Here is a 14,786-nt window from a genome sequence, read left to right as displayed (position 1 = left end):
CCTGAGGCCCCGATCGCCCGAAATCCTGTGCGACGGCCCGTGCGGCCCCCTCCCCTCAGCCGACCGCGACCCGCTCACGCACGGCATCGAGGGCGAGCCGCCAGGGGAAGAGAGCCGCGTCTCCCTGTCCCGGCTCGTGCGGTACGAATCCGCCCTCGCCGTAGAGCACCGAGACCCCGGCACCGCGCAGCGTCTCCACGGACCGCTCGAACTGCGGGTGCCGGGCGTAGGCGGCGTTCACGCACGGCACCGTCACCATCGGGATCCCCTTGCCGATGCCCTCCGCGGCCACACCGACGACGAACGTGTCGGCGATCCCGAGCGCCCACCGGTTGACCGTGTTGAAGGTGGCCGGCGCGACAAGGACCGCCGAGGCCGCCGGCCACACGTCCGGCTCGCCCGGCAGCCTGTAGTCCCACCGCACGGGATGCCCGGTGAGCACGGCAAGCCCGTCGAGCGACCCGGCGAGCCAGCGTGCGGCCGTGGGCGTGAGCCCGAGGCAGACGTCCCACCCATCGGCCTGCGCCTCCTCGATGACACGGGCAACATCAAAAACGGGCTCGGCGGCGCTCGCGAACAAGTACAGGGTGCTCATCCCCTCATCCGATCACACGGGTCCCGAGACCCGGTAACCCGCCCACAAGCCTCCCCGGAAACGAACCGGATTCCGGCCAGTAGACATAGCGGATGACTGAAATCGATCTTCCTCAATTCTTGCTCAGAAGAACACTCTCCCCTTCCCCGCCCGCTGCGCGCAAAGCTACGGTCGCCACGGGGGGCTCCGAGAAGGAGAACCGCAGACCCATCCTCCTCGGAGGCCGGACGTCACTACTGGGGGACGAACTCATGACGGCACTGCGCAAGCCACTGACCGCGGCGGCGGTCCTTTCCCTCGCCACTCTCCTGACCGCCGGCTGCAGCGGCGGAGCCACGCAATCGGCCCCTCCGTCACCCTCGGGCAAGAAGAGCTCGGCAGCGGGAGAGGCCTCCTCGGCGAAAACCGAGGAAAGCCAGGGCGAGCGCGCCAAGGCGGCCCTCGTAGGGATTTCGGTCGACGACCCTGAATTCGTGGAATCGGGCCTTGAGCGGGCCCAGGAAGGCGTACACAGCCGCCCCTCCCTCACGAAGGGAAAGACGTACAAGCTCTCCGTGGCGTGCGTCGGCACGGGGACGGTGAACGTCGCCATCGCGGGCAAGGCACCGGAATCCGTCCCGTGCGACGGGGTCCCCACGAACCGGCGCGTCGAGAACGCCCCGGAGCGCCTGCCGATCGACATCGACCCGACGAAGGGAGCGACCGGCATGGTCGCATGGCAGGTCTCCTCCATGCCTTCCTGAGCACCCGCGTCCGCGCCGTTCCGCGTGGGATACGGCCGCGGGAGGTCCTCGATCGCTAGGTTGGGCGGGTGCACCGCCTCTTCCGATGGCCTCGCAGATCCGACCACACCCGGTCGGCATCGCAGACAGACCACGCCGGAGCCGTCTACGGGTCGCTCCTCGCGGCCTCGGTGATCGCGACGGCCGGCACGGTCGGTGACTTCCCGCGCCTCAAGCTCATCGTGATGGTTCTGGTGACGGGCGTGGTCTTCTGGGCCGCCCACGTCTATGCGAACCTCGCCGGGCAACGACTGGTCGGCCGGACCCTCGACAGGGGAGACGTCCGAAGGGCAGCACGCCACGAGCTGTCCATCATCGAGGCGGCCGCGCTGCCGGCGGTGGCCCTGGCGGTGAGCCCCCTCCTGGGCCTGGACGCCGCCGGCGCGGAGTGGCTCGCCCTGGCGGTGGCGGGCGCGCAACAGTTCTCCTGGGCCATGTTCGGAGCTTTGAACGCCGGCGCACCCCGCACCCAAGCCCTCATCGAGGGCCTGGTGAACCTCCTCTTCGTGGTCCTCATCGTGGCGGCGAAGGCAGCCTTGGGCCACTGAAGACCCTGCGCCCGGCTGATCGACGGGTTCGGACGATACCCACGCCGAAACACAAGGGCGACTCGTGGAAACCACGGCTACCGTGCGGCCATGAAGCGCAGACGAAAGCACTGGCGGGACGGGTTCGGGACACCGCAGATGTTCGTTCTGTACCGCACGCCTGAGGTGTGGCGCTACGCCATGTACTTCTCCGGCGCCATCGTCGACGGCTACCTCGACAACCCCAGCGCCGACAGCGAACCCGACGAGGCCCGGACAGCCGCACACGGCAAGGCCGAGGAGCTGGCCGGCCGACCGCTGACGATCTCCTGGGAGGCAAGCGGAGAACCAGGCTGGTGGACGGGAACGATCACAACCGAACCCAAGGACGTGACATTCAACTCTGCTGCCGGCTGATGGGGGATCCCGCAGAGGGCTGCGGATCCGCCTCCAACTCCGCACGCTCCAAGGCTGCGATCGCCCTGCGTCGCCACCGACCAACCAAAAGCGCCCCGACCACAGCCACCAGCAGCGCAGCAATCAAGACGCCCCAGACAAGGGCGCCCATGAGATACCCGACCGACTCCATGATGCTCCCCCTCGCATGCATCCCCACTAACGGTTGATGGGAATCGCGTAGACGATCCCACACAGGGCGGCAGGGGCGCGTCGCCAACATGGATGTCAGACCGCCCCGGCATCCTGCGCGTCCGAGAATGACATGAGCTGGCTTCTGGCCACGGATAGCCCCTGAACAGCAAGGCAACCCAAGAAAGCCGCCAGTGCCGTGCCAGGACCTGAGCCGCCGTTCCGTCCCCGACATCACCGGCTGCGCGGACGTCACGCCGAGACCGTCGACCAGGAGCGGACTGCTGGTCACCCCTGCCACGGCAAGCCGTGTACGACCGCCGCCGTTGATGTCAGTTTTAGATGTCAACTCCGGCAACGACTAACGAGGAGCCGGTCACTCCTCATCACTGCGCTCCAGGACCAGACCGACGGACCCGTCTTCCAGCCCGTTGCTGTCTTCAAGGTGCAGATGTGCTCCATCCGGAACTCCTTCGCCTGCCAGCACCAGAAGATGCCCGGCAAGCGTCCTGAGACCTGCGGCATTCGCCTCGATGACGACCTCGCTCCCGAGGTTCCGCACCTCGATCCGGGCATCGACATCCCAAGTGAAGCGGAGTGCCGTGCCCTCAACGGCAGCCGTGATGTGAGTACTCTCCATCGGCGCTGAGCCGGTTCCGGAAGTCATGGAACCCATGATGCCGCTGCACAGACAAGGCGCCGGAGACAGGGGGCTTGTCCCTCGTACACAGACACCGGCGGAAGCTCAGGAAACGCTGGTCACCGGTCGCGCCAGGCGTCCATGATCTCGGCGCGGTTGATGCCCCGCCTCGCCGCCAGAGCAGTCACATCCACACCATGCTCGCCCAGGGTGAGGTCGACTTTGGCGCCGTAGCCCTACTGATCGGATTGAAAGCGCCAGCACTAGCGGTGGTTGCCGGAGGATCACCGGCTTCGTTGGTGGTCTTAATGTCTTCCTCGCGCTCGCGAAGGCAGCCGGGCTCGTCCACAACCGATGGAGGCCCCGGGGCATCCTGCTCCGGGGCCGCGTCGTCCGCTCAGGCCGGCCGCTCAGGATTCGTCCCCGGTCGTAGGTCCTTCGAGCACAGTTCGCCAGCTCGGCTGATCGGCCGCCCAGCGGAGGACGGCATCACGGACTGCGGCCAGGGAAGCTGACCGCGTCCCCTCGCGCTCAGCGGCCGTGCCCGCTTGGTGAACCACCTCGTAGGTGTCGTCCTCGTCGAACAGGACTTGGAGGTACCAGTCGCCCTCATCGTGGTCGGTCAGCCGCTGGAGAAGCATGTGCTCCCTGTGTCGCAGCCCGGCAAGCATCGCCTCGATGGTGGAGGCGTCGGGGTCACAAGCCAGCCGTCCGTCGGGGGCCAGCGCGACAAGCTTCAGCGGCCCGAGCCCCTTCTTCTGCTGCCCCTCCCGAAGCCACTCCTTCTCCTGGTCGGTCAGGAGAGACGGCGGTACGGGGGGTCCGTCAGGGTTGTAGACCGCTATGGGGTCGTCCGGATCGGACCACGAGCCCACCGTCCACAGGCGGTACGTGTGGACACCGCCATCCGCCAGCGGCACCGCGAGGGTTGCCGGAGCCGGAGGACCGGGGATGCAGCGACCCACGTCCTCCCCGTACGGGCCGCCGTGGAAGATGGCGTGCATCCATCCCTTCGGCGGTCTCCCGGTCGTGTCGAAAACGTCCTCCACCGATCCCCCTTCGATGGCATCGCAGCCCTGACGCTCACCATGATCGGCCGGACAGGCCCCAGAGCCCAGTGACCATGGACGTTGATGTCAGATGTGGATGTCAAAGGCCCCCAGCCATGATCGGCTGGGGGCCTTTGCACTGGTGGGCGCGGACGGTTTCGAACCGCCGACATCTGCTTTGTAAGAGCAGCGCTCTACCCCTGAGCTACGCACCCGTGGAAGAGGCAACAGCCTACATGGCCCTGGGGTGGGTGCCGCAAACGGATACCTCCCGGGGGGGGTAGCCCCACCCCCGGGACGGTGGGTCGCCGGATCGTGACCCGGGGTGGTCGGGGCTTAGCGTCGGGGGATCATCGCGTCGCTCTGGGGGAATGATCGTCATGGCCGTAGCTCGCCCGTTCCGTGTGCTGCTCGCTTCCGGTGTCGCCGTGCTCGGGCTCGTCGGGTGTGGGGTCGCCGATGCCGAGGGGGCGCCGGTGGAACGGCGGACGTTCGCGTTCGGCGGGGACGCGCTCACCGTCGACTCGGACAACTCCGATCTGGTGATCACGCCCGCCGACGTCGACGACGTGCGGGTGGAGCGGCAGGTCGACGGGTGGGTGTTCATGGGGTCGGGGCCCGAGGCCAGCTGGAAGCTGGTGGACGGGCGGCTGACGTTGCGGGTGGAGTGCGACGCGGTCGCGGCCAGCTGTGGGGCCGTGCACCGCATCCAGGTGCCCCGCGGGGTGGCCGTCACCGTCGAGGACGACAACGGGCGCGTGACCGCCGAGGGGTTCACCACGCCCCTGAAGGTGCGGTCCGACAACGGGGACGTGCGGGTGCGGAAGGTCAGTGGAGCGCTCGACCTCGGGAGCGGGAACGGGGATGTCGGGGTCGAGGACTCCGTCACCTCGCCCGAGGTCACCGTCCGGTCCGACAACGGGGACGTGGACATCACCCTCGGCGCCGTCCCCCGCAAGGTCGACGTCGTCACCGACAACGGCGACGTCACCGTGGAGGTGCCCGAGGGCGAGTACGCGGTGGCCGGCTCCAGTGACAACGGGGACGTCCGGCTCGACGTGCCCCGCCGGGAAGGGAGCCCGCACTCCGTGAGCCTGCGCAGCGACAACGGGGACGTCACCGTCCGTACGCTGAACTGACCGGGCCGTGTGTTCGTCCTTACCGGGTGGGAGAATGAACCGGACCGGGCACGGCGGACACAGCACGGGGAGAGTACGTGGCGGCGAGTGACGTGAGGGGCACATCGGCGCCCGGGATTTCCTCTGCGTTCCGGTTGGCCGTCGCGCTGCCGTTGCTGGTGGGTGCGCTGTTGCCGCAGGCCTTCGCGGGCGGCGGGACGCGCCGCTGGTTCGGCGGGCGCGGGGAGGGCCAGCGGGCCGAGGCCCAGGCCGCCAAGGACGCCGCCGCTGCCGCCTTCTACGAGCTCGACACCGCTCAGCGCGGGCTCCGCATCTCCATCGAGACGATCACCGCCGTCGACAGCTCCCCCGAGGCGCGCCGCGCCGTCGAAGGGTTCGAGGCGCTCGGGCGGCGGATCGACGAGGTCAGTCATCTCTACATCGGTGCGGTCGATGCGCATGATCTCGATCGGGACGAGTTGGATGCCGGCAGTGCGTCGCGCGCCCGCGCCGATCTCAACCGTGCCAAGGAGGAGCTCGACCGAGTCAAGGGCGAGTTGGACCGCTTCGAGGAGGGGCTCGCCCCGCTCCTCGGGCGCGCCGAGACCCAGCTCGCGCAGCTCGCTCCCGCCGTCGAGCGCGCCCGGCAGGCCCTGCGGGGCGCGAGCGGTGCCCTGGACGTCGTACGCGAGGGTGGGCTGCGCGCCGACGACCTGGCCGCGCGGCTCGCCTCGCTCGGGCCCGAGCTGACCCGCCTCAACGAGGGTGCCGGCCGGCACGGCGTCGCCGAGACGCTGCAGCGCGCCGACCGGGTGCTGCGGGACGCCGAGGCGGTACGGGCGGAGGCCGAGCGGCTGCCCGAGCGGGCCGCCGAGATCGACAAGCGGCTGGTGTCGCTGCGTACCCGCACCGAGGCGCTCACCACCCGCGCGGGGGGCGTCGAGCCCGTCCTCTCCGAGCTGCGGCGGCGGTACTCGGCCGCCTGCTGGCAGGACCTCCAGCACGTGCCGGAGCAGGCCGTCGTGACCCTCCGGCAGGCCGAGGAGCGGCTCGCCGAGGCCGGGAAGGCGCGGGCCGAGCAGCGCTGGCCCGACGCGACCTCGCTGCTCTCCACGGTCCGCGCGCTGCTCGACTCGACCGACGAGGCCGTGTCGGCCGCCGGGGAGCGGCTGCGCCGCCTGGACGCCGTCGCGAAGGACCCGAAGGCGGAGATCGACCGGACGCGGTTCGCGGTACGGGACGCCCAGCGGCTCGCGATGGCGGGGCGCAACACGCCCGACCCTCGGCACGCCCGGCCTCTCGACGACGCCGTCGGCCGTCTCGACCGTGCGGTGGACGGTCTTGAGGGCCGCCACCCCGACTACTGGCACTTCCTGACCGAGCTGGAGGCCGTCCGCGCCGCCGCCGCGCGCGTCGTCGGCCTGATCCGGGAGGAGCGGGGATCCGGCGTCGGCCACTGATGTCGTGCTCGTGCCGCCGCTAGCCTGTTCCCATGCCTCGTTACGAATACCGCTGCCGCACCTGCGGCGACACCTTCGAGCTCAGCCGTCCCATGGCCGAGTCCTCCGCCCCCGCCTCCTGCCCCGCCGGGCACGACGACACCGTGAAGCTGCTCTCGGCCGTGGCCGTGGGCGGAAGCGCCACCGCCGCCCCCGCTCAGGGCGGTGGCGGCGGTGGCGGCTGCTGTGGCGGGGGCTGCTGCGGCTGATCCCCGGTCAGCCGGTGGGGGCTGCCGCGGCTGAGCCTAGGCCGCTGCCGCGGCCCTGAACCGGCGGAGGATCTCCTCCCCCGCCGCCACCCCGCGCTCCGCGAGGACGTCGAGGTGGGGTGCGGTCCAGTCGCTGTCGGCGAGTTCGCCGTGGCCCGGGCGCCAGGCCCGGTCCGCGGCGAGCAGCAGGTCGGCGTCGAGGAGCGAGTCCCCGGCGGCCAGGGTGAGGGTGGCGCCGGTGCGGCGGGCGACCTCGCGGACGGCCGCGCTCTTGGTGAGCGGCTTGGGCACCGCGTACACCTTGCGGCCCTGGAGCGAGACGGTCCAGCCGCGGTCGCCGGCCCAGGTGCCGAAGCGGTCCAGCCAGTCCTCGGGGAGGCGTTCCCGCTCGACGACGAGGTAGGCGAAGAGGTCCTCGGCCACCCGGTGCTTGCGCACCCAGGACAGGTCCGTGGTCGCGGTGAGGTAGGCGCGGATCTCGGAGAGCGGCGCGCATTCGTCGGCGAGCCTGCGGACGACGGATTCGTGCCAGTCGCGGTCGGAGACGCCGTCGACGAGGATGTGGCCGCCGTTGGCGCAGATCGCGTACGCCGGTGCGGTGCCCGGGAGCTGGATGCGCTGGTACTGCTTGCGCGTCCGCGTGGTGGTGGGCACGAAGACGGTCTCGGCGGTCAGCCGCGCGAGGAGGTCGGCCGCGTCCTCGGTCATGTAGGAGAGCGGCTTCGACTCGTGGACCTCGACGCAGAGCAGCCGGGGGGCCTGGGCGTCCGGCATGCCGAGGGCGAGGGCGGCGGTCGAGTAGATGAGGGTGCGGTCGAGGTCGCTCGCGACCAGCGTCTTCGTACCCGTACCCGTGGGCGTGGCTGCGGTCGTACTCACTGGGACACCACCGCCTTCCCGTCGGCGCCTGTCGCACCCCTCGTGTACTGAGGGTGGATCAGACCCACGCAGCTGTACGGGAGTTCGTCGACCTCCTCGACCGGCACTCCGCGCTGCTCGGCGAGCAGCCGGACGTGCGCGAGGTCGGCGTCGGCGCCCCGCTTGGCGAGGATCTTCCAGGGGACGCGGCGCAGCAGCACGCGGGTGGTCTCGCCGACGCCCGGCTTGACCAGGTTGACGTCGTGGATGCCGTACTCCTCACTGATGCGCTCGACGGCCGCCCAGCCCTCCCAGGTGGGGGTGCGGTCGGTGGCCAGGAGCTCCTTGACGTCCGTGTCGACGGTCGCGGCGACCTCGTCGAAGCGGGCCGCGACGGCGTCGAGGAAGGCCTCGGAGACGTCGGCCTCGGCGAGCTCGCGGTAGAACTTGGCGCCGTGGAAGTCGTCCGGTCCGACGAGGTCGGAGCGGAGGACCGTACGCGATATCAGGCCGGAGACCGTGGAGTTGAGGCAGGCGGAGGGGATGAGGAAGTCCTCGCGGGTGCCGTAGGTGCGGACGCAGGAGCCGGGGTCGGCGAGGACCGCGATCTCCGGGTCGAAGCCTTCGAACTCCTTGATGGCTTCGGCGAGTTCGCGGGTGATGGCCCCCTTGCCGGTCCAGCCGTCGACGAACACGACGTCGGCAGGGTCGTGGTGGGCGGCGAGCCAGCGCAGCGCGTTGGCGTCGATGCCGCGGCCGCGCACGATGGAGACGGCGTAGTGCGGGAGGTCCAGGCCGTGGCGGGCCTTCGCCCAGCGGCGCATGAGGACGCCGACGGGGGTGCCGGCCCGGGCCAGGGAGACCAGGACGGGTCGCGCGGACCGCTCGGCGAGGACGGTCTCGGTGACCGTGCCGACGGCGCGGGCGATGCGGGCGGCGGAGCTCTCCAGGGCGGCGTGGAAGAGCTCCTGGTAGCGCTCGCTGGGCTGGTACTCGACGGGGAGCGACTCGGCGTAGTGGGCGCCGCCGCTCTGGATGGCCTCCTCGCGTTCCTCGGTGGGGGCCTCGAGTTCGACGTCCGAGAGGTCCTGGAGCAGCCAGCCGACCTCTTCGGGTGCGTACGAGGAGAAGGCGGGGCCGCGGAGGGGCTCGGGCAGCATGGAGCTCCTTTCGGGAGCTTCGGTGACTTCGGTGACGCGGACCGTGGGTGCGTAGGACGGGACCACCGCGAGCACGACGCGCGGGATGTGCGCGGCGAGCTGGGCGAGCAGGCCGTCCGGGGCGTGCAGGGCCGGGGTGTCGGCGGCGGAGTCGACGACGAGGACGACGGCGTCGAAGCCGGCGCCCGCGACGTTGTAGGCGTAGCGCTCGCCGGGTCCGTCGGCGGGGTCGTCGTGGGCGGGGAAGACGAGCCGGGTGCGTATCGCGTAGCCGGGGTCGTCGACGGCGAGGACGGGTGAGCGGGTGGTCGTGGAGTAGCGGACGTCGTGGCCGGCGTCCTCCAGGGCGGTGCCGAGGCGGAGCGGCGCGTACATCAGCTCCTCGAAGCCGAGGACGAGCACGCGGGGCCGGTGGCCTGCGGGCGGCGGCGAAACGGGCTGCGCTTCGGGCCGCGGCTGTACGGGTTCCCCTGCGGGCCGCTCCACGGTGTCGAACCCTTCCGGGGTGACCCGGGTGGGCAGCGCCCCGGCGATCGCCGCCGCCATCGCGGGCAGGGCCGCCTCCAGGCGCTCCCGGTGGCCGGTCGTGAAGCCGTGCCGTCCGCCGTCGGGGAGCTCCGCCGGCCAGCCGAGCTCCACCCGTACGGGTGCCTCCTTCGGCGCCCGCGGGGAGGGTACGGGGGCGGGGGCCGCATCCCGTACGGGGCCGGGTCCCTCGTGCTCCGCCACCAGCGCCTGGCCCTTCTCCAGGACCCCGTCCGGGAGGCGGACCGTGCCGGCGGCGCCGGCGATCAGGTCGACGCGGGCGCCGATCTCGGTCGCGAAGGCGTCCAGGCGGCCGAGGTCGGCGGCGGAGCGCATGTCGACGAGGGCCACGACGACGTACCGCTCGCGCGGGTAGCGCTCGTGCAGGGCGCGGATGGTGTTGAGGACGGTGTTGCCGGTGGAGAACTCGTCGTCGACCAGGACCAGCGGCCCGTCGCCCCCGAGGAGCTTCGGGTCCTCGGGCAGCAGGAGGTGCGAGGTGGCGTGGGAGTGGGACTCCTCGAAGCCGCCCGCGCGGGCGACGCCGGCCACCGGGCGGCGGGTGGAGTGGAGGTACGGGGCGAGGCCGAGGCCGTCGGCGACGGCGTGCCCGAGGGCGGTGGCGGTCTCCGCGTAACCGAGGACCACGGAGCGGGCGGCCTCCTCGTCGCCGAGGAGCTCACGGACGCGCCGGCCGAGGCGGAGGCCGGAGCCGTACACGACGGAGGGGCGCTGCGGCACGTGCTTGCCGAGCACGCTGGAGACCAGCAGGTGCGCGCGCTTGGGGTTGCGACGCAGTGCGAGGCCCAACAGGGCCGGCAGCTCCTCGTCGCCGATCAGTTCGACGCCCAGTCGCTCCGCGACCCACGTTCCGGTCCACACCACGTCGTCGACGTCCCTTCGTCAGCCGGCCAGGCCGGCGGTGAGCAGATCCACGAAGCCGACGTCCTCCTTGGCGACGCCGAAGACCTCGGCGCGCAGGAGGGTGCGCTCGGCCCACGCGCGATGCGGCTTCACCTCGTTCATCTTGTTCGTGTAGGCGGAGCGGAGGACGCCGCCGCCGTCCCGGTCGGGCCGCAGGATGTCCTGGGCGTCGCTCCACTCCTCGTGGCTGACCACGGAGAGGGCGTGCACCGGCACCACGTGGGTGGGATGGATGCAGGTCTTGCCGAGCAGGCCGTTGGCCCGGTCGAGTTCGATCTCGCGCAGCAGGCCGTCGAGGTCGTGCTCGATGAGGGCGGTGCGCAGGTCCTCGGCGCGGCCTTCGAGGAAGGGGCTGCGCCGCAGCTGCGGCTTGAACATGCGCTCGCCGGGGCGGAAGTACTCCCAGACGGGGCCGGTGACGGTGAAGCCGGTGCCGTCGGAGCGGCCGAGGACGTTGACGACGTCGGCGATGACGTTCGCGACGATCTTGATGTCGTAGGCCGTCATGTCGGGCGAGCGGCGCAGGCCGTAGGCGGAGCAGAAGTCGGTGACGCCGAGGCGGAGGGCGAGGACGCGGTCGCGGTACTTGTCGGTGATCGAGGCGATCCCGGCGAGGGTCTCGGCCCGGGTCTCCAGGTGGAGGAGCTCGGGGGACTCCAGGACGGGCATGGCGAAGAGGCGCCTGCCGCTCGTCCGCTCGGCCTCGACGAGGGCTTCGAGGAAGGCACGGCCGCGGGTCTCGGTGAATTTGGGCAGTACGAATCCGGACAGCAGCCGGGCCGACGCGCCGAGGCGGTCGACGAGGTCGGTGATCTGGCGCGGTTCGCGGACCCGGATGAAGAGCAGGGGCAGGTCCGTGGCGGTGTCGGCGTCCGTCACGGTCCCGGCGGGTTCTTCGGAGGGCCGCGTCCTGGCGGCGGGGTCCGCGGCGAGGTCGGCGAAGTGCCGGACGAGGTTGGCCTCGCCCGCCTCGACCTCGGCGTCGCTGATGGAATCCTCCAGGCAGAGCACCATGGAGACCACTCCGCGCCCGGCCTGTTTGCGCACAGCGTCGGCCAGCCGGGGCCTGGTGGCCGGGCTGTAGAGCGTGGCGCCCAGGGCCACGGCGAGCGTGCGGGCGGGCGAGTCGGGCGTGAACTCGACCGGCTCGCGGTGGAACAGCCCGGTCCGCACCGCGGACGGGATGTGCCCGAAATGACGCATGTAAGTCCCCCGTCTGCCTCTCCGGGCCCTGATGACATGTGGCCGGTAATAGTACGTAGGTGCGGGTGTCCGTAGTTCCCTCCCTGCATGAAATTCAGGTAACTCGTCAGCATCCGTCGCCTCGGCGCGGTATCGGTGGTGCCCCCGCGTTGTCCGCGGGTCGGACGGGAGGGCAGGATTGCGGTCATGACGCACGCGATGCTGAAGGGCTCCAACGTCCCTCTCGACACCGCGGCCGTACGGGCCGTGCTCCGCTGGACCCCGGGCCCCGGGGTCCCCGACGTGGATGCCTCGGCTCTGCTGCTCGGGTCCTCCGGGCGCGTGCGGTCCGACGAGGACTTCGTCTTCTACAACCAGCCGCGCCATCCCTCGGGGCTGGTGCGGCGGCTGCCGAAGAAGCGGGTCGCCGAGGGCCTGACGGACACGGTGGAGGCCGATCTGGCCGGGCTCGACGTCTCGGTCGACCGGGTGGTGATCGCGGCCTCCTCCGACGGCGGCACCTTCCGGTCCGTGTCCGACCTGCGGATCCTGCTGTACGACGCCGTGGCCGGGCCCGATCGCGAGCCGCTGGCGCTGTTCGACGTGACGGCGGAGACCGGCGAGGAGACGGCGGTCATCTGCGGCGAGCTGTACCGGCGCGGGGACGCCTGGAAGTTCCGCGCGGTGGGTCAGGGCTATCCGACGGGGCTCGTGGGCCTCGCCACGGACTTCGGCATCTCGGTCGACGAGGACGCCGCGCAGGAGACGGCCCAGGACGCCGTCCAGGACGCCCGGGAGCCCCTCGGCGGGGCCTCCGGCTTCCCGGAGGCCCCGGCGGCGGCCGGCTCCCCCGCCACGGGCTCCACGGCCGGTGGCGCGCACGACCCCGACCTCGATCTGACCGTGGTCCACACCCCCGTGCCGCCGCGGCCGGCCGTGCCGCCCATGCCGGACCGGGCGCCCGCCTACGGCTACCCGCAGCAGCCGGTGAACGACCCGGCACCCGCGTACGGCTACCCGCAGCCGGTGACCGCCCCCGAGCAGAACCCGGCACCGGAGTTCCGCATGCCGCCGATGGGTCCCCAGTTCGTCCGTTCGTGAGAAGAGGCGTGAGGTCAGGCGTGAGGTCAGGACCTCACGCCTTGGTCTTGTAGCCGCGCCCCCACTGGAGCCCCCAGCCGTACAGCCGGTCCAGTTCGGCCTGGAAGCCGTACACGAAGCGCACCTCGCGGCGGACGGTCAGCTCGCCCTTGACGTTCTCCATGGAGAAGACGGCGCAGGAGCGGGCCTGCGGGGCGCGCTCGTCGAGCTCGATCTCGATCCGGGGCCCGTTGCTCGGGTAGAGCGTGACCTTGGCGTGCGTGCGGTCGAAGGCGGGCGTCTGGTCGTAGATGTACGCGAAGAACAGGAGACGCTTGATCTCGTCCCGGTGGTCCAGGTTGACGAAGATCGTCTCTCCCGAGGAGCCTCCGAAGCGGTCGTCGCCGCTCAGCTTCACGTACGGGGCGGCGTTGAGGTCGCCGAAGAAGCTTCCGAGCGGCTGTACGACGCCCTTGCTGCCGTCCGTGAGCTCGTACAGGCAGCCCAGGTCGAGGTCGACGTTGACCATGCCCTGGGTGTGGGCCTGGACGACCTCGGGCTTGAAGAGCTGGGCGGGGTTGCGCAGCAGCCGGCCGCTCTGGCGGGAGCGGCCCTCGATGTCGGAGGTCCGCATCCTCCAGGAGAGGTTCACCCGGAGGTTGCCGGTGGCGGCGCCCTGCTGGGTGAGCGAGACGGTCGGGCGCCGTTTCGTCAGATCGATCGCGTTCGACGCGGCGCTGCCCGAGTCGAACTGCACCGCCCTCCCCGGAAACAGGTTGTCCCAGAAGGCCATGTCGCCTTCACCCCCACTGGTCGTCATCACCGCGCACATGCCTGCGGGGCGGCCGGATGCACCGGCCGCCCCGCAGGGAAGCATTCCTCGCTGCCGGGGGTGTCACACCCCGGACGGCACCTCGGTCTTGTCGTCCGAGCCGGATCCGCCCTCGGCCGCCGCGATCCGCTTGTTGCGGCGGACGGAGGACCAGAAGGACCAGGCGATCAGGATGACGCCGATGGAGCCGGTGATGACCTCGGGGATCTCGTACTGGATGGTGACGAGGAGGAGTACGGCGAGGGCGCCGATGGCGTAGTGGGCGCCGTGCTCCAGGTAGACGTAGTCGTCGAGGGTGCCCTGGCGGACCAGGTAGACCGTCAGCGAACGGACGTACATGGCGCCGACGCCGAGGCCGAGCGCCATCAGGACGATGTCGTTGGTGACGGCGAAGGCGCCGATGACACCGTCGAAGGAGAAGGAGGCGTCGAGGACCTCCAGGTAGAGGAACATGAAGAAGGCGGCCTTGCCCGCGAGCTGGACCACGGAGACCTTCTTGCCGCTGCGCTTGGCCTCTTCCTCGGCCTCGTGCTCGCGCTCCTCCTCTTCCTCCAGCTTGTTCTCGAAGTAGCCGGAGAGACCGCCGACGACGAGGTACGTGATGAGGCCGGCGATGCCGGAGATCAGGACGGTCTGCGCCTTGTCGACGTGCATGCCGCCGTGCTGGTGGGCGTGGGTCGCGAAGGTCATCGCGCTGACGAGCAGGACGACGAGGGCGATGCAGACCGACAGCATGTCGACCTTGCCGAGCTTGGCCAGCGGGCGCTCGATCCAGCGCAGCCACTGGATGTCACGCTCCTCGAAGATGAAGTCGAGGAAGATCATCAGAAGGAACATGCCACCGAAGGCGGCGATCGACGGGTGCGCGTCGGTCACCAGCTCCTGATACCTGTCCGCGTCGTTGAGCGCGAGATCGACGGCCTCGATGGGGCCGATCTTCGCGCTGACGGCGACGATCACGACGGGGAAGACGAGGCGCATGCCGAAGACGGCGATGAGCACGCCGATCGTGAGGAAGATCTTCTGCCAGAAGGCATTCATCTTCTGCAGGATTCCGGCGTTGACCACCGCGTTGTCGAATGACAGGGAGATCTCGAGGACGCAGAGGATCGCGACGATCCCGAACGCCTCCCACCCTCCGTAGAGCACCGCCGCGACCAGACCGAGCGCAGTGATCGCGAACGACCAGCCGAAGGTTTTCAGAACCACTGTCTACCC

The 14,786-nt window shown here is 70.8% G+C and carries 15 protein-coding genes and 1 tRNA gene; 7 read left to right on the top strand and 9 right to left on the bottom strand.

The window, feature by feature from the left end:
* Positions 1-55 precede the first annotated feature (55 nt).
* The gene (locus IE237_RS12710; protein WP_189802014.1) at positions 56-595 is read right to left on the bottom strand and encodes a flavoprotein; all 540 of its coding nucleotides are present in this window, start codon (positions 593-595) and stop codon (positions 56-58) included.
* 251 nt (positions 596-846) lie between these two features.
* On the opposite strand from IE237_RS12710, the gene IE237_RS12705 reads away from it, so the two are divergent.
* The 3 genes from IE237_RS12705 (at position 847) to IE237_RS12695 (ending at position 2,321) form a co-directional block, all read left to right on the top strand.
* Entirely contained in the window at positions 847-1,338 is a 492-nt protein-coding gene (locus tag IE237_RS12705; RefSeq protein ID WP_189802013.1) for a DUF6023 family protein, read from the top strand.
* A gap of 68 nt (positions 1,339-1,406) precedes the next feature.
* Positions 1,407-1,925 (top strand): hypothetical protein, encoded by a 519-nt coding sequence (locus IE237_RS12700; protein WP_189802012.1) that lies wholly within the window; start codon positions 1,407-1,409, stop codon positions 1,923-1,925.
* 90 nt (positions 1,926-2,015) lie between these two features.
* The gene (locus IE237_RS12695) at positions 2,016-2,321 is read left to right on the top strand and encodes a hypothetical protein (RefSeq protein WP_189802011.1); all 306 of its coding nucleotides are present in this window, start codon (positions 2,016-2,018) and stop codon (positions 2,319-2,321) included.
* A 547-nt stretch (positions 2,322-2,868) separates the two neighbouring features.
* Here IE237_RS12695 and IE237_RS12690 read toward each other — a convergent pair.
* From IE237_RS12690 to IE237_RS12680, 3 genes are all read right to left on the bottom strand, one after another.
* Positions 2,869-3,159, bottom strand: a complete 291-nt coding sequence (locus IE237_RS12690; protein ID WP_189802010.1) for an Imm32 family immunity protein — start codon at positions 3,157-3,159, stop codon at positions 2,869-2,871.
* A gap of 383 nt (positions 3,160-3,542) precedes the next feature.
* Entirely contained in the window at positions 3,543-4,181 is a 639-nt protein-coding gene (locus IE237_RS12685; protein ID WP_189802009.1) for a hypothetical protein, read from the bottom strand.
* Positions 4,182-4,321: 140 nt separating this feature from the next.
* Positions 4,322-4,396, bottom strand: a tRNA-Val gene (locus IE237_RS12680).
* A 165-nt stretch (positions 4,397-4,561) separates the two neighbouring features.
* On the opposite strand from IE237_RS12680, the gene IE237_RS12675 reads away from it, so the two are divergent.
* The 3 genes from IE237_RS12675 to IE237_RS12665 all read left to right on the top strand — a co-directional run bounded on the left by IE237_RS12675 (position 4,562) and on the right by IE237_RS12665 (position 7,007).
* Positions 4,562-5,320, top strand: a complete 759-nt coding sequence (locus IE237_RS12675; RefSeq protein ID WP_229842618.1) for a DUF4097 family beta strand repeat-containing protein — start codon at positions 4,562-4,564, stop codon at positions 5,318-5,320.
* 134 nt (positions 5,321-5,454) lie between these two features.
* The gene (locus IE237_RS12670) at positions 5,455-6,759 is read left to right on the top strand and encodes a coiled-coil domain-containing protein (protein ID WP_308433067.1); all 1,305 of its coding nucleotides are present in this window, start codon (positions 5,455-5,457) and stop codon (positions 6,757-6,759) included.
* Positions 6,760-6,791: 32 nt separating this feature from the next.
* On the top strand, positions 6,792-7,007 hold the full coding sequence (locus IE237_RS12665; protein ID WP_189802007.1) for an FmdB family zinc ribbon protein: 216 nt from the start codon (positions 6,792-6,794) through the stop codon (positions 7,005-7,007).
* Between the two features lie 36 nt (positions 7,008-7,043).
* Here the strand turns inward: IE237_RS12665 and IE237_RS12660 are convergent, their stop codons facing one another.
* The 3 genes from IE237_RS12660 to IE237_RS12650 are packed head-to-tail and all read right to left on the bottom strand — an operon-like array spanning position 7,044 to position 11,677.
* Positions 7,044-7,886, bottom strand: a complete 843-nt coding sequence (locus IE237_RS12660; protein ID WP_229842617.1) for an HAD family hydrolase — start codon at positions 7,884-7,886, stop codon at positions 7,044-7,046.
* Positions 7,883-10,435, bottom strand: coding sequence for a phosphoribosyltransferase (locus IE237_RS12655; protein WP_189802006.1), 2,553 nt, complete (start codon positions 10,433-10,435; stop codon positions 7,883-7,885). Before IE237_RS12655 ends, IE237_RS12660 begins: the two co-directional genes overlap by 4 nt.
* Before the next feature lie 18 nt (positions 10,436-10,453).
* Entirely contained in the window at positions 10,454-11,677 is a 1,224-nt protein-coding gene (locus tag IE237_RS12650) for an HpcH/HpaI aldolase/citrate lyase family protein (protein WP_189802005.1), read from the bottom strand.
* Between the two features lie 177 nt (positions 11,678-11,854).
* Between IE237_RS12650 and IE237_RS12645 the strand changes: the two genes are divergently transcribed.
* Positions 11,855-12,757: a TerD family protein gene (locus tag IE237_RS12645; protein WP_189802548.1), complete on the top strand. Its 903-nt coding sequence runs from the start codon at positions 11,855-11,857 to the stop codon at positions 12,755-12,757.
* A 34-nt stretch (positions 12,758-12,791) separates the two neighbouring features.
* Here the strand turns inward: IE237_RS12645 and IE237_RS12640 are convergent, their stop codons facing one another.
* Positions 12,792-13,529, bottom strand: coding sequence for a TerD family protein (locus IE237_RS12640; protein ID WP_189802549.1), 738 nt, complete (start codon positions 13,527-13,529; stop codon positions 12,792-12,794).
* 102 nt (positions 13,530-13,631) lie between these two features.
* Complete coding sequence (locus IE237_RS12635) at positions 13,632-14,777, bottom strand: DUF475 domain-containing protein (protein WP_189802004.1); 1,146 nt, start codon at positions 14,775-14,777, stop codon at positions 13,632-13,634.
* Positions 14,778-14,786 lie beyond the last annotated feature (9 nt).

Source organism: Streptomyces tanashiensis (assembly GCF_014648895.1).
GTDB classification, from domain to species: domain Bacteria; phylum Actinomycetota; class Actinomycetes; order Streptomycetales; family Streptomycetaceae; genus Streptomyces; species Streptomyces tanashiensis.
Note: the sequence above shows the minus strand (reverse complement) of the source record. Positions and strands in the feature narration are given on the sequence as shown.